Raw genomic sequence first — 20,630 nt, 5'->3', positions numbered from 1 at the left:
GGTCGTCGCCGTCTCCGTCGCGGTCTCGACTGGCGTGCCCTGGCCCGTGGCGGGCCTGCTGGTTGCATCGACCCGGGTCCGTCAGCGAGAGACGCCGCCGGTCGCGGTCCTAACGACGGGTTCGGCGGTCGCGGCCGCGGTCCTGCTCGCTGGAAGGTCGGCCATACCGCGGCCCGTCCGGTTCGTGTCAACCCGCTAGACGTCGCGCCCCGGGATTCGCGCGGACGGCCGTGTCACGGCTTCTCTAGCCCTCGATACTGGCGGTAAGGACCTCTTACTCCGCGTAGAAACGGGTTTCTGGCGTCTCTCGACCCACTCGGCCCAATGGCTATCTCCGTTGGCATCTGGTAACCAAATCCCGCCGAGCGGTCAGTACCGGTCGCATTCCGGTGGTATACCCGTAAAAACCGACTTAGTAGGTAAGGCGTGGATACCTGGGTATGGTGGACCGTAATGGTGCGGTTAACGGCACCGAATCCGACGAACACCCCCGACGACTCGGTAGGCGGCGACTCATGCAGCTCGCGGGCGTCACGACGGTGGGAACGACGCTTGCAAGCATCCGTGGAAGCGCAGCAACCCCCAAGTACAAGAACACGATAACCTTCACCGGAACGGACTCGTCCGTGGAAGCGAGTTACAGTTTCGGCGTCACCGACGGCATCTCCCCCAAGGACAGCGTCGAGAACAGCGACGAGGTCGCCGCGGCCTCCGCGAGCGGCACCGTCACCGGCGACAGTGACGCGTACGACTTCAACGGTTCCCTCTCGAGCCTCCAAGTGGACGGTTCGGTGCAGGTAACCATCGATTATCGCGACAACACGACGAAGAAGACCGACGGCGACCTGCTCGAGATCGTCACGCCCGCAGACGGGAGCGTCGAGTACGAGTTCGTGACCACGAGCGAACCCTCGAAGGTCACGGACAACGGCAAGAACTCCGCGGAGAGCAACGACTCGATCACACAGAACGACGACGGGACGTGGACGGTCACGGGCCTCACCGGGAACGGCTACGGTGACGCATTCGACCTCACCGGCGACGTCTCCTCGTTCCTCCCCGAGACCGGGACGTTCACGCTGTTCCTCAACGGCGAAGAGGTCACGGTCGACGAACTCACCGTCGACGGCGGGAGCGACGACGGCAGCACGACCGAACCGACCCCGCACCTCCTCGAGATCACGACGCCGAGCGACGGCAGCGTCGAGTACACGTTCACCGCGACCGGTGAGATAACGAAGGTGCTCGACAACGGCGACAACTCCGCGGAGGAAAACGACACCGTCACGGAGAACGACGACGGGACGTGGACGGTCACGGGCCTCACCGGGAACGGCTACGGCGACACCGTCGAGTTCCTCGGCGACGCCGTCGAGTTCACGCCCGTCACGGGCGACTTCACGCTCTATCTCGACGGCCAAGAGATCACCGTCCCGGACCTCACCGGCCAGGAGGTCCCGTCGAAGACGCTGAAGATCACGACGCCGACGGACGGCAGCGTCGAGTACACGATGACGACGTCCGGCGAGATAACGAAAGTGCTCGACAACGGCACGAACTCCGCGGAGAGCAACGACTCCGTCACGCAGAACAGCGACGGGACGTGGACGGTCACGGGCCTCACCGGGAACGGCTACGGCGACACCCTCGAGTACGAGGGCGAAGCGCTCGACTTCAGTCCGATGGAGGGCACGTTCTCGCTGTACCTGAACGGCCAGCTCACGACGACGTACGACCTCCTCGGCGAGGAACCGCCGGCCGACGGCGGGAGCGACGGCGGGAGCGACGGCGGGAGCGACGGCGGCAGCGACGACGGGTCGACGTCGAGCACCGAACCCATCGGTGGCGGCGACGGCTACGGCCGGACGGTGACGCGCGACGACGCGAACCTCATCGCGCGGACCGCGTCCGAACTCGAGGACTCGCTCGCCGCCGCGAGCTCGGGCGAGGTCGTGTTCGTCCCCGGTGACGAGAACCTCGACCTCGGCTGGAGTAGTCTCGACATCCCGGACGGCGTCACGCTCGCGTCGAACCGCGGCGTCAGCGGGTCCGCGGGCGCGCTCCTCTACACCGAGGAGGACGTCGACGACACGTTCTACCTCCACGGCACCGGCCGGTTCACGGGCATCCGTCTCCGCGGCGCTCACCCCGGTTCGGACACCGGTGGGCCGTCGGACACGAGCGGCGTGAAGATGTTCGGCGACGGCGAACTCGACAACTGCAAGGTGTTCGGGTTCACGTACGACGGCGTCGGCCCCGAGAACGGCTCGCGCGGCCACATCCATCACAACGTCATCGTGGAGAACAACAAGGACGGGCTCGGGTACGGCGTCCACGTCGAGGACGCCGACCCCGTCATCGAGTACAACTACTTCAACTACAACCGGCACTCGGTCGCGATGAGCGAGGCCGAGGGGAGTTACACGCTCCGATACAACCACTTCGGGCCGACGGAGGTCATGCACAACATCGACGTGCACTCGCCCGCGGGCGGCGACTACGACATCCACAACAACATCGTGGAGACCGTCTACCGCGAGTGGGACGGGAACCTGAACCACGCGGTCGACATCCGGGACGTCCCGGACCAGGCCGTCATCACGGACAACTGGTTCTTCAACGACAACGCGCCGGACCCGAACGGCGACCCGGACGTCGGCGGCCAGACCATCGTCCAGGAGAACGTCTCCGACTGGACGAACATGTCGTTCTACGACAACTACTACGGTGAGGGCGCGAGCGTGACGTACTCGGACATCATCCCCGGGTACGACGGCTTCCGTTCGAACTGACCGGCCCCAACCACCTCGTTTTCGGCGTCGATTTCCCGTGACGGAAGCGGTGTAGGTTCGCCATAACAAAGCGCGAAGATGGCGACTCTACGTCCGTGAACGTCCCCGATACTCGACGGCTCTCCACGACCGACGCTAGCGCGTCTCGGACCGTGAAACGACGCCCTCCCTCCGGCGACGACCGGGTCGGCTCGTGCGGTCACGGACGCGAACGGTCGCCGATAGCCGCATCTCGACCAGCGGGGGCTAACTGATGCATAACAATGACCCGCCAGCGTCTCGCACAGGATTGAAGGCCCGAATGAATCGTCGAGACGTTCTCAGAGCAGCAGGAGCCGTCGGTGCCATCGGTCTTCTCGGGTACGGCGCAACCGAAGTCTACGACATGCCACCCGACGACGACCAGCGGAACCCAGGCGTCGTCCCCGGGGACTCGAACGGAACGGCGGCACCGTCCCAGGGGGAGCCACCGGAGGAACCCACGGACGTCGAACCCAGCGAACCCGACGTCAGGCACGCCGACGAGTACGGGTCCGTCATCGACGCCGAGTCCGTCGGCGCGGACCCGACCGGCAAGCGCCCCGTGAACGACGTCATCGAGATGTACGCGCAACCGGACACGCTCCTGTCGTTCCCCGCTGGCACGTACCGCCTCGACCCACTGAAGCTCGAGGACGTCAGCGACTTCGCGATCGCGTCCGCGTCCAGCGAACGCGCGACGTTCGTCGCGCCCGCCGGCGTCTGCACGGACCGCCCGTACCTCTGGTTCCAGGACGTCTCCGGGGTGCTGTTCGACGGCATCGACGTCGACTTCACCGCGGACGGCGCCGGCGGCGAGGTCAGATTCATCGCCGACGGCGACGTCACGGTCCAGAACGCTCGCTTCTCGGGGAGTTGCGACGGCCAGATCGCGATCTTCCGTCTGGACGTCGTCAACCCCGACGCGAGCGCGCTCGTGAAGAACATCGCGGCGTCGCACGACGACGACCGACAGCTCACCGGCATCTACGTCGGCCACGAGCACGCCGGCGAGGTCACGTTCGAGAACTGCGACATCTCCGAGTTCACCGACAACGGCCTCTACGCCTCGACGCCCGGCCTCGACAACAACGGGAACGGTCCCGTGCACGTCGTCGGCGGGTCGTACACGAACAACAACATCTCGAACGTGCGACTCGGGACGACCGGGTCGACCGCGCGCGACGTGCACGTCACCATCGAGTCGATCCCGGACGGCTACCAGCCGAACGCGCGCGGTATCCGCCTCCGCGACCGCCGCGGCCAGCTCGTCGAGGACTGCTCGGTCACCATGGGCGCTGGCGTCTCGGAGAGCTTCGGCGCGATAGTCTCCCACGGCGCACACGAGGGCGGCGTCGTCCGGAACACCGCCGTCCACGTCGACACGCGCAAGGTCCCCGCCATCCACGCGTTCCGTCCGGACGCCGACGACTACGACCCGCTCGAGTTCGAGAACGTCACCGTCACCGGCGACGCGTCCGGGTCCTACGCCGCCACCCTCTTCGGTCGGGACGGCACCGTCTTCCGGAACTGCGCGTTCCAACAGCGAGGGGACACCCGCGGCGGTATCTACTTCGCCGACGCAGAGGGCTGCCGTATCGTCGACTCGTACATCGAGACCGACCGGAACCCGATCGTCGCCGTTCGGTCGGACGTCCTCGTTCAAAACACGACCATCGTCACGCCACGCGGTTCGTGGCACATCGACAACGCCGTCCTCCAAGACGGTACGTTCAACCCAGCATGACGCCTCAAACCACCAACTCAGTCAGTACCGCGATTCCAGACGACCTCGTCTCGCCCGGCGAGACCCCCGAACTCTCGGTGGTCGTGATAGCGAAGAACGAAGCCGACCGCATCCGTCCGTGTCTCGAATCGGTCTTCAGGGCCGCGGACGGCCTCGGGCCGTTCGAGGTCGTGCTCGTCGACTCCGCGTCGACGGACCGCACGGTCGACATCGCACGCGAGTACCCGGTCACGATACTGCGCATCCCCGAGGAACACACGGTGTCGTGTGGCGCCGGTCGCTACGTCGGTGACGCGGTCGTCCGCGGCGACCGCGTGCTGCACGTCGACGGCGACATGGAACTCACCGAGGACTGGCTCGGCGCCGCGACGGAGTACCTCGACACGCACGCGGTCGCGGGCGTGGAAGGCTGCCTGAACGAGACCCGGCACCCGGAGGTACGCGAGGTCGACAAGATCGGGGGCGTGATGCTGTTCGAGCGCGATGCGCTCGAGGCAGTCGGCGGGTTCGCGCCCTACCTGCGGTCGTACGAGGACGTCGACGTCGGGTACCGACTCACCGCCGCCGGGTACCGGCTCGTCCGGCTTCCGGACGTCTCCGCGGTTCACCCGCTCGGCGACCCGCTCGAGGAGCCGTTCCGACGGTGGCGCGCCGGCTACTATCACGGCGTCGGTCAGGCCATCCGGTACGCCGCCCGCAAGCCCAGGGTCCTCGCGAAACTCGTCGCGCGCCAGCGGTTCAAGTTCGCGCTGCTCGCGTGGCTCACGGTCGGCGTGCTCTCGATACTCAGCACGGTCGCGGTCGTCGGCTGGGTCGCAGCGTCCGCGTTCGCGTTCGCGATCGTCGCGAAGAAACTCGGCGTCCGCGGCGCCGTCCAGTTCGTGCTGACGAAGAGTCTCGCTACGGTCGGCGCGACCCGCGGCCTCTTCGACCCCGCACCGCCCGCCGAGACGTACCCGCTCTCGGCCATCGAGGTCGTCGACGAGGGACGACTCCCCGCTGGGTACGCACGCTCGAAGCTCGACTGACGAGCCGCGATCCTGACCCCGGCTCCTGTTCCCGTCCGTATTCCTTCTCGCTACTCCCGAACTGCCAACTGCTACTCCCGAACTGACCACCGCGGCTCGCGGCACGACGGTCGCCTCGCGCACCAGGACTCCGTCAGGTCGTGTCGCGCTCGACGAACGTCAGCGTCCAGTTTTCCGCGTCGTCGATGTCGACACCGTCGATACTCCATTCGTCCGTGAGCGTCCGCACGAAGTGGTTCGTCGGCGTTGTGACGTAACTGAGCGGCGGGTCGCGGTCGCAGAGGAACCCGAAGTCGGCGAGGAGGTCGGTGGCGCCCGCGAGCGGTGGTGCGACGACCAGCGCCGCGTCGTCGTGGTCCTGGAGCGCACGATGAAGCATCGCGGCGAGCGCCGCCCGCGAACGCTCCGCGCCCGGTGGCAGGACGTCAGTCACTCGTGCGACGGCGCGGTCCGGTCGCGTCGACCGGCCGAGCAGGAGTGCGCTCTCGTCGTCGTCCGCGAGGTACGCCTCGTACCGCCAATCGGGGTTCGCCGTGCAGTGCTCCCAGAACGCAGCGTCTCGAACCACGTGGATCGCGTCCGGCGGTCGCGCCCGATACCGCGCGGCGAGCTCGGCGACCGGGACCGAGGGTTCCCGACGCACCGTCACCGCGTCCGCGTCCGGCGCCATCGCACGCCGCATCGCGTTGTACCCGGACACGGCCGGAGCGACCGCCGACGCCGCCGCCTTCGCGAGCGGACGCAGGTCGGCGGACTCGGCGACGCGCGCCGGGTCGACGAACCGATAGAACGACGCTCGCTCCTGGACCTTCCGCCAGCCGAGTCGTCGATTACCCGCCGCGGCCGCCTCGTTCGGGAAGTTGAAGCACAGCGCGGGTTCGCTCGTCTCGAACGCCGCGAGCGCCCACTCCGTCATCGCGGTGAACACGCCCTGGCGGCGAGCGTCCGGGTGCACCATCGCGTCCACCGGCTGTACCGCGATCACGCGCCGGTCGCCGACCGCGAGCTGCATCGGGAGGAACGGTCGTGCACCGACGAGGTCACCGGCCGCGGCGCCGTCCGTCCCGTCGCTCACCGCGACCACGACCGTCGGTGCGGACATCGTCGGCCCGGACGCGTACTTCCAGTCGAACCACGCGGCGTCGCGAGCCCGCCCGAAAACCTGCTCGTATAGCGACAGGAACGCGTCGAGGTCGTCGCGCCGACGGAACGCGCGGATCTCTGTCATTCGACCCGACCGACGACGCAGACACCCGTGGTAATGACGTGATTACGGCGATAATCGATACTGTTTCGCTCCGGTCCGAGACCGAAACAGTCGGTCTCAGCTGACCCACGAGAGCGCGGCGCGCAGCGGCGCGGCGAGTCGGCTCGGTGCGCGGTCCGCGATGGACTGCACCTCGTCGATACCGACGGCGCCGACGCCGACGGCGGCGACGAAGTACACGACGAACCCGATCGGCGGGACGACGAGGAGCGCGAGCACGTCGTTCGTTACGAGTTCGTTCACGCCCCACACGACCGGCGCGGAGATGACCGCCGTCGCGAGGAGTCGAACCGGCCGGACGTCCTGGAGCGGGTCGTACCCGAGCTGGTACGCGGACCACAGGAGGAACGCGAACATCGACCCGTACCCGACGCTCGTCGCCGCCGCCGCCCCCATCATCCCGTACTGCGGGATGAGGAGCGCGTTCAGGGCGAAGTTCAGGCCGGCGGCGCCACCGACCGCGACGATGAGCGTCCGGAGGTTCCCCGACCCCTGCCCGATCGCCTGCAGCGGCCGCGCCGCCGCGAACCCGACGACGCCCGGGAGAAGCACGAGCAACGGGACGATCGACGCCTCGTACTCCGCACCGAAGTACAACGGGACGAAGCGGTCGACGAGCACTGCCATCCCGAGCGCCATCAGGACCACGAGCAGGAGCGTGTAGCGCGTCAACCGGCTCGCGATACGCGACAACTCCTCGGTCCGGCCCTCCGCCCACAGGCTCGAACTCGAATGCAAGAGCACCGTCTGGAGCGCCATCGGGACGATCCAGAGGTACTCGCTCGTACTCAACGCCGCCTTGTAGAACCCGGTCGACTCCGGCGACCCGAACGTCCGCAGCATCAGCACGTCGACGTGCGCCATCGATAAGACGAGGAACACGAGCACGACGTTCAGGGCATTGAACGCGACGAGCTCCCGCAGCGGGAGTTCACGCATCGACTGGAACGTGACCGCGGACAGGTCTGCGGTCCGGACGACGATGAACGCTGCCGCCACCGCGATGATGACGTTCGCGACGACGTGCCCGACGAGCATCCCCGCGACCCCCATCCCGGCGGTGACGACGAGCGTGATGCCGACCGCCATCGTCAGGAACTTCTTCGCGACGTCGAACGTCGCCGTCGCCTTCTCGTTCCCGAACCCGAGCACCGCGTGGTAGCCGATCGCGCGGAACTGCGCGACGAGCACGAACGCGGCGAGCAGGTAGAAGTACAGCGTGAACGAGTCACCGAACAGCCACGCGGCCCCGCCGAGGGCGGTGAACGCGAGCAGGAGCGCGACCGACACCACGACGAGCGCACCCCCGAAGAGGAAGTAGAACCCGACGACGCGCGCGCCCCAGGCCGCGTCGCCGTCGCGGTCCTCGCCGACGTACTTCTGGACGCCCTCGGTCACCGCCGAACTCACCGGGAGGATCCAGATGGTGAACACCGACAACAGCACCGCGTAGTTCCCGTACCCCGCGGGGTCCAGGAGCCGGACGACGATCGGCGTGGTGACGAACGTGATGACGAGCGTCAGCACGCGAGCGCTCACGATGGAGAGCAGTCGCTCGGTGAAGTTCTCGAACCCGACCATCGCTACGACGTCCTCCCCGGCGCAGGTGCGACGCGATCACACGAAGCGACGCGCTCGCAGACGCCGACGCACCCGGTCTCCGAACCGGAGCGTGCACGACAGCGAGGGGACGCCCCCGAACGAGCGAAGGTGGCGCCATAGCGATGGGTTCTCGAACCGATGGGTCTGTGACGGCGGGACTGTGTCATCTGATAGCTGCCGCGGTCGCCCGACTGCGAGCCACGGCGTTCTACCGAACAGAACCGCTGTCTCGGGGATAGTTATAGGTCGCCTAGCCACCCCTTCAGTCCCTCCCTATCCGCCTCGTTCCGGCCGAAACCGGCAGCCAGCACCGCCTATCAACTACTCTACTGTTACGGACGGGTTCGGAACGCGTTCACACCGGTATGTTACCCGTTACAAGGTACCGTCGACTCCCTCGTAGAACCGTATGTCACCCGACCGAACTCGCAGCATCAGGGCGTCCGCAACCGGACGCCCGGAAACCACGACGCTCGCACGCGTCGCCGTCGTTCTCGTCGCCTTGCTCGTGACGACCTCCACCGTCGCCGCGGCAACGACCACGTTCGCCGCCGGTTCGAACGAATCGCTCTCCGCGAACGACAGCGTGCTCGCGCTCGAAACCACCAGCACCGTCGCGTCCACGAGCACCACCACGCAAACGCAAGCCACCTCGAAGAAGGTCGACGTGGTGTTCGTGATGGACCGCTCCGACAGCATGAACACGGAACGGTACGAGCTCGCGAACGAACTCCAGACGTTCCAGCGGACGCTCCTCGAACGCGACGTCGACGCGCGATTCGGGCTCGTCACGTACACCTCGTCCGCGACCGTGAGACAACCGTTCACGTCGGACTTCGACGCCATCGAGCGCGCGATGATCTTCTCGCCGTCCGGGAACACCGAACGCGCGTCCGACGCCATCCTGAAGGCGACCGAGATGAACTACCGGTCCGACGCGGAACGCGTCATCGTCCTCATCACCGACGAGGACGACGACAGCGACGCCGCCACTCGCCAACAAGCGATCGACCGGCTCGAGGACTACACGTTCCTCTCCGTCTCACCGTCGAGCGCGAGCGCCAGCTCGTGCGACGTCCACTCGCCGCCGTGCGACAGCAGCAGCGACAACGAACTCCGGACGCTCGCGGACGACGTCGGCGGCGACTGGCTGAGCATCGACACGAACGCGGATCGGACGATGGAGCGCGTCGCCACCAACGTCTTCGAGGCTGTCAACGCCCCCGAGAAGTCCGGGAGCGACAGCAACAACGAGTTCGAGGTCGGCCCGAACATCAACGTCGTCGAACAGTCCGTGAACCGCACCGAGATCGAGGTCGGCGAATCCGTGGAGTTCAACGTCACGCTCCGCAACAAGGGTCTCGCCGAGGGCACGTACAACCTGTTCCTGACGACGAACGGCGAACTGCTCGCCGAGAAGCGCGTCACCGTCGGTCACCTCTCGGAGACGAGCACCACGCTCGTCCACCGCTTCGACCAAGCGGGTGACTACAAGATGGTGCTCTCGAACCAGCGCGTCGACGTCGTCCACGTCAGCGAACCCTACCCGATGTCGATAGACGTCACCAAGAACGACGCCGGCGACCGGTTACAAGCGACGGTCGCTGACGCCAACGCCGGCGTTCCCGTGACCATCGACCTGCCGCCGTCCGCGATCCTGGCCGGCACCGGGAACGAACTCACGTCCATCACGATAGACTCGCGCCCCACCGCCGTCAAAATCCAGCACGACCTCGCGTTCGACCTGACGCTCGAACGCATCGAAGCACCTCCCGAGGGTACGCCCGCTATCGCGTCGGACGCCCGCGCGGTCCGGTACCTCTCGGTCACCTCGTCGCTCTCGACCGCCGACCTCCGGTCGGTCACCTTCGAGTTCCTGAAGTCCGGTGACGACGTCGAGATCTACCGGTACGACACCGACGGCGGCGAATGGATGCAGCTCACGCAACGCAACGTCGACGGTGCCCCCGGGCACGTCGTCGCGAGCACCAGTCGGCTGTCGACGTTCGCGCTCGTCGTCGACGACCCCGCGCTCTCCGTCGGGAGCGTCGACGTCGGCGCCACCAGCGTCACCGAAGGCGACCTCGTCACCGCCTCCATCACCGTGACGAACAACGGGACGCGCGCACAGTCCTACGACGCGACCGTCTCACTCGACGGCCAGACCGTCGAGACGAAGTTCGTCGAGGTGCCCGCCGGCGAGACCATCACGGTCCCGATGTCGTTCGTCGCGAACGACCCCGGCACCTACGACCTCGCCGTCGCAGGCGTCGACCAGGGCCAACTCCAGGTCGACCCCGCCCCCACCACGAGCGAACCCACCACGACCGAACCGACGACCGCAGACCCCGGGGACGACGATGACGCCCCCGCAGACGGCTCCACGCCCGGGTTCTCCATCATCGTCGCCCTCGTCGCGCTCATCGCCGCCGCACTCCTCGTCTCCCGGCGGCGCTAACGCGACTCCCCGCCTTTCGTAGGCACTATTCGTCTTTTCCCAGTCAATCACCGTCAGCGAGCAGCCGTCGAATCACGTGGTTCCACCCTCTCCCGAGTAACACCGAGAGGCCTCGCCACGTTTCTACGCAATCGCGTGGAGTCAGGGAGGGCGACTTCCCTGTTGGGTGCCCAAGAAGGGGCTAGTCCCCGTCAGTCAGCCTGCTGTGCGGCATCCGACGCTCGCACCCCTGCAACCCTCGGTACGGAGAGGTCGACCCGACGTAACAGTTGCGCGTTTATCGCGACGATGACCGTACTCAGCGACATCAACAGCGCACCGACAGCAGGCGACAGTAGGATACCGATTGGAGCGAGGACACCGGCAGCGAGCGGGAGTGCAAAGACGTTGTAGCCCGCCGCCCAGACGATGTTCTCCTGCATCTTCCGGTAGCTGGCCTTGCTCAGTTTCACCAGTCGTACCACGTCCATCGGATTGTTCTGGACGAGGATGACGTCGGCCGACTGGACGGCCACGTCCGTCCCACTTCCGATGGCGATACCGACATCCGCGCGGGTCAGCGCGGGTGCGTCGTTGACGCCGTCACCGACCATCCCTACGAGTTTCCCCTCGTCCTGGAGCTCCTGGACCTTCGTATCCTTGTCTTCGGGTAATACCTCCGCAAAGACGGTGTCGATGCCCAGCTCGTTGGCGACCGCGGCTGCCACGTCCTCGGAATCGCCGGTCAGCATCGCCACCTCGATGTCGAGGTCGTGCAGGGCCTCGACGACGCTGTAGCTCTCGTCTCGGATGACGTCGGCCATGGCGAACGCCGCGACGAGGTCGCCGTCTCGAACGAGATAGACGACGGTCTGTGCGTTCTCGCCGGCCTCGTCAGCGAAATCAGCGAGTACGTCGGGCACCTCACTATCGATATGATTCAATAGATTCGGTCCGCCGACGTAGACCGCTTGCCCGTCCACAGTTCCCCTGACTCCGCGGCCTTTCATCGCCTCGAACCCGCTCGCGTCCGGGACGTCCACACCTCGCTCGCTGGCCTCCTCGCGGATGGCGCGAGCGATCATGTGCTCGGAGTCGCTCTCGACGGCCGCCGAGAGCGCGAGCGCATCGTCCTGACTGACGTCAGATACCGTCCTCATGCCGACGACACCGTGTTCGCCCTCGGTGAGCGTCCCGGTCTTGTCGAAGATGATGGCATCGAGGTTACGAGCCTGCTCCATGGCGATGCGGTCCCGGACGAGCATACCGTTGCGCGCCGCAAGCGAGGTATTGATGGCGACCACCAGCGGGATGGCAAGGCCGAGCGCGTGCGGGCAAGCGATGACCAGCACCGTCACCACGCGCTCGATGACCGTTGCGTCGAACGACACCGCCACCGTCCACGCGATAGCAGTTACGACGGCTGCACCGACAGCGACGTAGAACAGCCACCCCGCCGCCCGGTCGGCGAGCACCTGCGTCCTCGACTTGCTCGACTGCGCTTCGTCGACCAGTCGCATGATGCCTGCTAGCGTCGTTTCGTCGCCGGTTGCGTCGATGCGGACGCGGAGGCTGCCGTCGCCGTTTACCGTCCCGCCGATGACGTCATCGCCCGGCTCTTTCGAAACGGGTTTGGATTCACCGGTGATCATCGCCTCGTTCACGTCCGAGTCACCCTCTTCGACGACGCCGTCAGCGGGCACGCTCGCTCCTGGGCGGACGAGGAGGACGTCTCCCTCTGAGAGGTCACTGACGGGCACCGTCTCGGTGCCGTCATCGGTGACGCGCTCCGCGGTGTCGGGCATGAGTTTCGCCAGTTCGTCAAGTGCGCTGGAAGCCCGCCTCACCGACCGCATCTCTATCCAGTGGCCCAGTAGCATGATGTCGATGAGCGTCACCAGTTCCCAGAAGAACGCCGAGGACGTGGGGAAGACGACGCTTGCCAGACTGTAGATGAACGCGACACTGATCGCCATCGAGATGAGCGTCATCATCCCCGGCGCCCTATCTTTCAGTTCCGGTACCGCCATCTTGAGGAACGGGACGCCACCGTACGCGAAGACGACGACGGCGAAGAAGGGGTTTAGCCATTCGCTACCGGGGAACGCGGGGACGGAGAAGCCGAGCCACGACTGGATGGTTTCGCTGTAGAGGAGAACTGGGACGGAGAGCAGCGTCGAGACGAAGAACCGGCGACGAAACATTTGTTCGTGACCAGTGTGCACGCTGCCGTGGTCGCCGTGGCCACTCCCCGCGTCTCCGTGGGTGCCGCCGTGGTCATCGTGGCGCTCGTCGTGGCCGCTATGCGGATCGTGATGAGCGTGATCGTCGGCCACGGGTCACTCACCATCCTGCAGGGTGTGGCGCCGCGCGTCGAACTCTTCCTCGTCGATTTCACCCTTGGCGTAGCGACGCCGGAGGACGGTCAGTGCGTCGTCGGTCCTCACGTCGCTGGAGTCGCGGCGGGTGAGAAACAGGTACCCGAGTCCCAGCGGAACACCAATCAGGACGACCATCCAGAGGGTCATCCAGAGGTACCCGAAGGCCCCGCCGTGGGACCCCATCCATCCGTCGTGGTGGTGGAAGCCGTCGTCGCCAGTGTGTGCGGCTACTGGCCCGCTGAAAGCGACTACGAGCATCACGAGCAGTGCTACCGTTGCGAGGAGTCGTCCACCGCATCGTTGCTGGAGTGGTTGGTCCATGTTGTCAAATACGACTGCCCCTTTAACCTCGGTTCTGGTTACGAATCCAATGTGAGGTGCGAGCAAGGGGTTGCGACCGAAAGTGGATTCGGAGAGGGTATCACACCTGGTGCGAACAGGACGGTCTGTTCGCAGTGCTCGCAACTCATTCCCTCGACGCTCAGTGTGGTTCGCTTCGTGCTTGTAGCTAGGCGTTTGCGAACTTCGTCGATCGTGCCCGTGGATGCGAACCGCCGCTCAACACCCGGAATCGGACGGTCGCGACGCGTCTTCCGACACCGTCTGTGTTGCAGTGCAGACACTCCCGGCAAAGACCTCAAATCCAAATGTTCTACCCCGTGAAAGCCTTGCGATCGTAAGCACAATCGCATTGAACGGTGTTCTCCTTTCTCTAGATTATATTCGGGGTTCGGTGTGAACCGGGACCCGATCGCGACGATGGACACGACCGACGGCAGTTCGGCTTGCTCGCTATCACAATCGTCGCCGCGCTCGTCGTACTCGCAGCGTTCGTCGAGGATTTCGGGAGCCTGAGAACGTGCGCCGATTCGTCAGTGACCGCTGGCGTGTGAGAATGAGGCTCTTCCAAGACCGGGGTGGACTGGATGGATTGGAGACCGGCGGCGAAAGCCGGTCTTTACTCGACGACGCCGCGTTCGACGTGCATGGTGGGGATGGCCGACAGGAGGCCGTCAAGGGTGGCGATCTCGTAGTCGGGGGCGGCGGCGTCGTCCTCGGGTTCGAGGTCGACGTAGCGGCCGCGGCGGAGGCGGACGGTGGTCATCCCGAGTTCGTTGGGGGCGCGGAAGTCGACGCGCGGGTCGTCGCCGACGTACGTCGCTCTGGTGGGGTGGACGTCGAGGTCGGCGAGGAACTCCTCGAAGACGCCGCGTTCGTGCTTGGAGCGCCCGTGGTCGTGCGTGACGAGGACGCTATCGAAGTGGTCGCGGATGCCGAGTCGGTCGAGTTTCGACTGGCCGCCGCGGCCGTCCGTGATGAGGCCGAGCGCGTGCTCGGTGCCGAGCGCGTCGAGGACGCGCTCGGTCTCCGGGTACGGGTCCAGGGGGGCGTGTGCGCCGTCGTGGAAGGCGTCGACGAGGTCGTCGACGGTGAGGCTCGGGAGGTCGTACGACTCGAGGAGGACGTCGAACGTGCCCGCGTCGACGTTCGGGTCGAAGTACGCGGACAGGAGGTCGCCGTGCACGCGCTTCCCGGAGCGACGATGCACGAGGTCGGCGGCGGCCGCGAGGCCGGCCCTGGCGTACTCGTGGTAATCGTAGAGCGTGTCGTCGAGGTCGAAGCAGACGGCGGTCTGGGTCATGGGTTGGGAGTGGGCTGGAGTCGGTCGGTTCGGGTCACGGGCTGGGAGTGGGGTCGAGTCGGTCGGTTCGCTCCCGGTCGAACGCGTCGGGATGCACGTGGTACGTGCTGCCGTCGGGCGCTGTGAACACCTCGTCCCAGTAGCGGACCATCCTGGTGCCCCACGCGACGTCGGGTTCGGGCACGTGCTCGCCGAGCGCGTGCTGGACGGCCATGTAGGGCAGGTTCGCGCCGGCGCCGACGCACATGATGATGGTGCCGGCGACGCGCGGGTTGATCTCGATGACCTTCATCACGCCATCGGGGTTCTCCTTGAACTGGACGTTCACGTTGTACTCCAGGCCGAGGCCGCGACAGATGCCCGCCGCTTCCTCGATGAGGTCCTCGCGCTGTTCGACGACGCCCTCGAAGCTGATGCCGGCGCGAGTGCGGGCTCGCGAGCGCGGGACGACGGTGTGGACGTCGTCGCCGGTCGCGAGGACGTCGACGCTGTACTCCTCGCCCGGGAGGTACTCCATCACGACGAGCTCGGGGAACGCGTCCCCGGCGTCGAGGATGGGGAGGACGTCGTCGAGGGTCGTCGTCGCCGCGTCCGGTTTCTCGTTCAGGAACGCGTCCAGGTCGTTCGCGCCCTCGTCGAGGACGCGGAACCCGCGACTCCCGCTCCCGACAGGCGGCTTGAAGCACACCGGCCGGTCCGGGTAGCCGAGCGCCTCGACGGCGTCGAGGAACTCCTCGCGCGTCTCGGTGCGGTGGAACTCGGGCGCGGACGCGAATCCCTCGTCGGCGAGGAACCCGTAGAGGCCGGCCTTGTCGTTCGCGACCGCGAGCCGGTCGGGCGCGGACACCATCACGGTCGCGTCGAAGCGCTCGCGGTTCTCCGCGAGCGGCTGGAGTTCCGCGGTGCAGAGCGGGAGGACGACGTCCGCGTCCACCTCGGCGGCGAGTTCGATCATGCGGTCGACGTACTCGGGGTCGTCGCCTCTCGGGACGACGGCGTGCTCGTCGACGAGCGCGAACCCGTACGCGTCCGGGTTCACGTCCACGCCGACGATGCGGACGTCGCGGTCGGGTGCGGCGCGGAGACTCCGGACGATACCGGACGCGCCGGGTGCGCCCGCGCCGGTCATCAGGACGGTGACGTCGCGACGCCCGGTCATCGGGTCTCACCCGCGGTGTCGTCGCTCGCGTCGGCAGCTAGCTCGTCGCCGTCGCCCGCATCGCTCACCGGTTCGCCGCCGTCGGCGGCGGCGCGCGGGGATTCGGTCGCCAGGCCGTCCTCGGCGCGTTCGCGGGCCGCGTCTGCCTCGGGGTCGATGACGACGTTCAGGTCCTCGTTGTCCTCGAGGTCGCGGAGCGTCGCGTAGAGGAACGCGAGCGCCCCGACGAGCGTCGCGAGGAACCACGACCCCGCGTCCTCGCCGTCCTTCCGGACGACCGAGTTCAGGTACCCGAGGACGCCCGCGGCCATCGACGCCATCCCGACGCCGTACAGCGGCGCGAGCGGGTCGTAGCTCTTCACGAGGTACTTGCGGTTGATCCGCCACAGGAACGTCTCGAAGAGCATCTTCGAGACGCGCGGGACGTACTCCTTGTAGTCGATGTGGCTCTTCCAGCCGTCCTGGTACGCGTACTCGGTCTGCCGGCGGACGTCCGCCACCACGACGTCGGCGGCGTTCAGGCGCGCGAGCAGGTTGTTACAGTACCCGTAGTACTCGTACATCCCGTCGATGTCCGTGCGCTCCAGGGCGTCGAGCGAGATAGCGGTGTAGCCGTTCTGGGAGTCCATCGACCCCCAGTAGCCGCTCGCGACCTTCGTCAGGAGCGAGAGGACGACGTTCCCGACGAGCCGGAACCGCGGCATGTGCGCCCAGTCGCCGGCGCGCACGAACCGGTTCCCCTTCGTGTACCCGGCGACGCCGTCAGCGATGGGGTCGAGGTACTTCTCGAGTTCGCGGGGATCCATCTGGTCGTCGCCGCCGAGGACCGCGGTCGCCTCCACGCCTTCCGCGAGCGCGCGCTGGTACCCGGTCTTGATGGCGCCCCCGACGCCGCGGTTCTCCTCGTGCTGGATGGGGACGACGAGGTCCTCGTAGCGGCCGTCGTGCGCGGCGTTCTTCCGTGCCGCGTACTCCGTGATCTCCGCCCACGTGTCGTCGGTCGACCCGTCGTCGATGACGTACGCGCGGTCGACGAACGCCGGGAGATCCTCGATGACGCGGCCGACGAACCCTTCCTCGTTGTACGCCGGGACGACGACGGCGATGGTCATGTCTCGGTACATCACCAACCACCCAGGAACTCGCGGCCAGCGGTCTGTCCCGCGGTCTGGCACGCTGCAGTCACTGCCTGCTCGATGCGTTCGTCGAACGTCCCGTCCGCGTCGCTCCAGAGCCCGGGGTGCGTGAGTATCTGGACGGTGTCCTCGAAGTCCTCGACCGCTGGCGGGTCGTCGCGCCAGCGCTGGCGGGAGTCCGCAACGTACTGGACGTCCTCGAAGAACCGCGCCTCGTACGTCGACGCGAACCCGTCGTAGGTCCTCGCGAACGTCCACTGCGGGGGCTTGTGGAAGGAGACGAGCCGGCGGTCGTCGCCGGTGACCGTCTCGAGGATGGCGAGTTCCTCGGCGACGCGCGCCTCGAGCTCCTCGTCGGCGGGCGGGGAGTCCGTGGGCCAGTACTCGTGCGTGCTGAAGTGCAGCGCGACCTCGTGCCCGAGCGACTGTATCTCGCGGAGGGCGTCGCGCGTCTCCCCCCGGAGCGGGTTGTAGAGCACCGAGGAGAGGAGAACGAAGTAGGTCGCCGTGACGTCCCGGTCGGCTTCCAGGCGAGCCATCGTCAGCGCGTCGTCGACCGAGAGGTCCACGTCGTGCCTGAGGACGACGTCGCCCGCCGCCAGGTCGTCGTGGAACGACCGGAAGGTGTAACCCGCCGCCTTCACGTCGTCGAGGAACTCGCCGTACCACTCGTACGTGAAGTCGACGGTTCGTTGCAGTTGCTTCGAGGTTTCTCCCATGTTACCTTCGGGGAGGGTCAGGACGGGATTAGTAATGAATCGCATACTCGGTTCGGCGCTCCGGCGGCCGGTTTCTCGCCTTCAGCAGGCGCTCGCTGCGAACGGTAACCGGCTTGTACTCGCGCGGGGTGCCCGGGACAGTACGAGCATACCTCTCGACGCGACCGGTCTCGTGGAGGAAGGGGACCGTACCCGAGTTCGACGTTCGAATCCGGGTCAGCGCCTCCGGAGCTGGCGAGCGACCGCCTCGACTCTCGTGGCGACCGTTCGAACGCCCGGTGCGCCGTCGACGAGCCAGAGCACGACCGACGCCATCCCGAGTGCGATTCCGAGGACGAGACCCGTGCTGACGTCCGCGGTCCCGAGGTCGGCGAGGTACTCCCGGAGGTAGACGAGGCCGCGTTCGACGCCGAGATCGTCGGGGTACGGTTCTCGTTCGACGACCGGCCAGAGGACGCGGTCGACGCCGAGTGGTTCACCGGCTCTGAGCGGCGAGACGACGTCGCCGGCGACGTGCGTCCACGCGCCGACGAGGAACGGGACCGCGTTCCGTTGGCGGCCGTCGTCGCGGAGGGCGGCGAGCGCGAGAACTGTTAGTGCGAGGAGAACGAGGACGGAGTGACCGGCGGCGTACCCGGTGGGGAACACGCCGAGCCCCCACGAGAGCGGTTTGTCGACGAGGTCGGGGAACTGGGTGCCGACGGCGAGGAAGAGCACGGGGTCGCCTTCGGGCGGGTCGCCCGCGAGGAGTCTGGTGGCGGCCGAGTAGCACACGTAGCCGACGGCGGCGTGCTCCCACGGCCACATCCGGGCTATCGCGCCTCGACGTCCACGGACCGGAGCGCGTTCACCACCCGGTCGACGTCCTCGGGTGAGAGGCCGGGGTGGACGGGGAGCGAGAGCACCTGTTCGCTCGCCGCGCGAGCGACCGGGACGTCCGCGTCGTAGCCGTCGTACGCTTCCAGCTCGGGGATTATCGTCGGATAGTACACGCCGCTGCCGACGCCCGCGTCCTCGAGGTGCGCGGCGACCGCGTCCCGGTCCGTGCAGCGCACGGTGTACTGGTGGTACGCGTGCTCGCTCCCGTCGGGTTCCACGGGCGCCATGACGCCATGGACGGACGAGAGCGCGTCGGTCAACGCGGCTGCGTTCTCGCGTCGCGCCTCGATCCACTCCGGGAGTCGCTCGAGTTGGACGCGCCCGATGGCCGCGCCGATGCTCGTCATGCGGTGGTTCGACCCGAGGTCGCGATGGGAGTACCCGCCCTCGGGGCCGCGACCGTGGTTCACGTAGCTCGCCGCGCGCTCGGCGACGTCCTCGCGGTTCGTGACGACCATCCCGCCTTCGCCCGTCGTCATGTTCTTCGTCGGGTAGAACGAGAACGCGGCGGCGTCCCCGAACGTCCCGACGTGCTGGCCGTCGTAGCGCGCACCGTGCGCCTGGGCGGCGTCCTCCAGCAGGAGGACGTCCTCCTCGTCGGCGATCTCGCGGAGCGCGGCGACGTCAGCGGGAAGCCCGTACAGGTGCACGGCGAGGATGGCGTCGGCGTCGTGCTCGCGGACCGCGGCACGCGCCTTCTCGGGGTCGAGGTTGTACGTCCGCGGGTCGACGTCCGCGAACACCGGTTCCGCGCCGACGAGCCGGATGGCGTTCGCGCTCGCGACGAACGAGAACGGCGTCGTCACGACCACGTCGCCCTCACCGATTCCCAGACCGACGAGTGCGGCGACGAGCGCGGTCGTCCCGTTCGACGTCGCGACCGCGTGGTTCGCGCCGCAGTACGCCGCGAACTCCTCCTCGAACCGCCGGACCTCGGGACCGTCAGCGACCATCCCGGAGTCCAGCACCGCGAGTACCGCCTCCTTCTCCGCGTCGCCGAACACGGGGTTCGCAACCGGGATCATGCCACGACGTTCTCCGCCGCGAGTTCCTTCGGGAGCGGCCGGTGTTGCGCGGGAACACCGACCGCGAGCGTGTTCGGCGGGACGTCCTCGGTGACGACCGCGCCAGCGGCCACGAACGCGTTCTTCCCGACGGTGACGCCGGGGAGGATGGTCGCGTTCGCGCCCACGGACACGCCGTCCTCGATGGTCGGCCCCTTCAGTTGGACGTCCTGCCGGAGCGGGTACGGGTCGTTCGTCATCACGACGTTCGGCCCGAGGAACACGTCGTCCCCGATGCTCGTCTCCGGCGGCACGTACACGCCAGTCTGGATGCTCACGTCGTTCCCGACGGTCAGGAGGCCGTCGAGGACCGTGTTCGTGCCGACGAGGACGTTCTCGCCGATGATGCAGCGCTCGCGGATGAGCGCGTTGTGTCCCGTCTGGAGGCCGCGACCGAGTTCCGTGTCGGCGTACACGATCGTTCCCTTCCGGATCTTCGCGTCCCCGAGGACGACGGCCGGGCCGACGTTCTCCGCGTACTCGTAGCCGACGGTCGCGCCAGGCTCGACGACGACGTTCTCGCCGAGCTCCGCGACCGTCATCGCGACACCTCCCGCTGTTCGACGACGATACCGGTACTGCGTACTGTCCGTGCGTGCATGATGTATCTCCACGGGGCTGGGTCCGACGCCACCCCGCTCTGGCAGTCGGTAGTCGTGATATCGGTTTTGTTATGCGCGGCCTTCGTGCGCGACAGGACCGCACTGCCGGGCGACCCCGCAGTCGATTCCGGGCGGACCCGTCGGGTCCCTGCACGCG

15 protein-coding genes are annotated in these 20,630 nt (G+C 67.2%); 4 read left to right on the top strand and 11 right to left on the bottom strand.

Annotated features, from left to right (window positions below; translation table 11 throughout):
- Positions 1–440 precede the first annotated feature (440 nt).
- From ACZ48X_RS00675 to ACZ48X_RS00665, 3 genes are all read left to right on the top strand, one after another.
- Positions 441–2,792 carry a hypothetical protein gene (locus ACZ48X_RS00675; RefSeq protein WP_336351501.1) on the top strand — a complete coding sequence of 784 codons (2,352 nt, stop codon included), beginning with the start codon at positions 441–443 and terminating at the stop codon, positions 2,790–2,792.
- Positions 2,793–3,177: 385 nt separating this feature from the next.
- Positions 3,178–4,557: a right-handed parallel beta-helix repeat-containing protein gene (locus ACZ48X_RS00670; protein ID WP_336351502.1), complete on the top strand. Its 1,380-nt coding sequence runs from the start codon at positions 3,178–3,180 to the stop codon at positions 4,555–4,557.
- Entirely contained in the window at positions 4,554–5,585 is a 1,032-nt protein-coding gene (locus ACZ48X_RS00665) for a glycosyltransferase family 2 protein (RefSeq protein WP_336351503.1), read from the top strand. Before ACZ48X_RS00670 ends, ACZ48X_RS00665 begins: the two co-directional genes overlap by 4 nt.
- 133 nt (positions 5,586–5,718) lie before the next feature.
- Here the strand turns inward: ACZ48X_RS00665 and ACZ48X_RS00660 are convergent, their stop codons facing one another.
- Together ACZ48X_RS00660 and ACZ48X_RS00655 are read right to left on the bottom strand one after the other, a co-directional pair.
- A complete protein-coding gene (locus ACZ48X_RS00660; protein ID WP_336351504.1) occupies positions 5,719–6,813 on the bottom strand; it encodes a GNAT family N-acetyltransferase in 1,095 nt (364 codons plus the stop codon).
- Positions 6,814–6,909: 96 nt separating this feature from the next.
- Entirely contained in the window at positions 6,910–8,433 is a 1,524-nt protein-coding gene (locus tag ACZ48X_RS00655; RefSeq protein WP_336351505.1) for a lipopolysaccharide biosynthesis protein, read from the bottom strand.
- Between the two features lie 430 nt (positions 8,434–8,863).
- On the opposite strand from ACZ48X_RS00655, the gene ACZ48X_RS00650 reads away from it, so the two are divergent.
- Entirely contained in the window at positions 8,864–10,912 is a 2,049-nt protein-coding gene (locus tag ACZ48X_RS00650) for a VWA domain-containing protein (protein WP_336351506.1), read from the top strand.
- A 191-nt stretch (positions 10,913–11,103) separates the two neighbouring features.
- On the opposite strand, the gene ACZ48X_RS00645 is transcribed toward ACZ48X_RS00650, so the two are convergent.
- The 9 genes from ACZ48X_RS00645 to ACZ48X_RS00605 form a co-directional block, all read right to left on the bottom strand.
- Positions 11,104–13,095 (bottom strand): copper-translocating P-type ATPase, encoded by a 1,992-nt coding sequence (locus tag ACZ48X_RS00645; protein ID WP_336351507.1) that lies wholly within the window; start codon positions 13,093–13,095, stop codon positions 11,104–11,106.
- A 135-nt stretch (positions 13,096–13,230) separates the two neighbouring features.
- Positions 13,231–13,593, bottom strand: a complete 363-nt coding sequence (locus tag ACZ48X_RS00640; RefSeq protein ID WP_336351508.1) for an SHOCT domain-containing protein — start codon at positions 13,591–13,593, stop codon at positions 13,231–13,233.
- 637 nt (positions 13,594–14,230) lie between these two features.
- The gene (locus ACZ48X_RS00635) at positions 14,231–14,914 is read right to left on the bottom strand and encodes an HAD family hydrolase (RefSeq protein ID WP_336351509.1); all 684 of its coding nucleotides are present in this window, start codon (positions 14,912–14,914) and stop codon (positions 14,231–14,233) included.
- Between the two features lie 34 nt (positions 14,915–14,948).
- Positions 14,949–16,073: an ATP-grasp domain-containing protein gene (locus ACZ48X_RS00630; RefSeq protein ID WP_336351510.1), complete on the bottom strand. Its 1,125-nt coding sequence runs from the start codon at positions 16,071–16,073 to the stop codon at positions 14,949–14,951.
- Positions 16,070–17,197, bottom strand: coding sequence for a glycosyltransferase family 2 protein (locus ACZ48X_RS00625; protein ID WP_336351511.1), 1,128 nt, complete (start codon positions 17,195–17,197; stop codon positions 16,070–16,072). Before ACZ48X_RS00625 ends, ACZ48X_RS00630 begins: the two co-directional genes overlap by 4 nt.
- Positions 17,197–17,928, bottom strand: coding sequence for a polysaccharide deacetylase family protein (locus ACZ48X_RS00620; RefSeq protein ID WP_336351512.1), 732 nt, complete (start codon positions 17,926–17,928; stop codon positions 17,197–17,199). The genes ACZ48X_RS00625 and ACZ48X_RS00620 overlap by 1 nt, the downstream gene beginning before the upstream one ends.
- 216 nt (positions 17,929–18,144) lie before the next feature.
- Positions 18,145–18,735: a metal-dependent hydrolase gene (locus tag ACZ48X_RS00615; RefSeq protein ID WP_336351513.1), complete on the bottom strand. Its 591-nt coding sequence runs from the start codon at positions 18,733–18,735 to the stop codon at positions 18,145–18,147.
- 5 nt (positions 18,736–18,740) lie between these two features.
- A complete protein-coding gene (locus ACZ48X_RS00610) occupies positions 18,741–19,832 on the bottom strand; it encodes a DegT/DnrJ/EryC1/StrS family aminotransferase (protein ID WP_336351514.1) in 1,092 nt (363 codons plus the stop codon).
- On the bottom strand, positions 19,829–20,413 hold the full coding sequence (locus tag ACZ48X_RS00605; RefSeq protein WP_336351515.1) for an acyltransferase: 585 nt from the start codon (positions 20,411–20,413) through the stop codon (positions 19,829–19,831). The genes ACZ48X_RS00610 and ACZ48X_RS00605 overlap by 4 nt, the downstream gene beginning before the upstream one ends.
- Positions 20,414–20,630 lie beyond the last annotated feature (217 nt).

The organism is Halorubellus litoreus, assembly GCF_055378595.1.
This window is presented reverse-complemented; position numbering and strand designations above follow the sequence as displayed.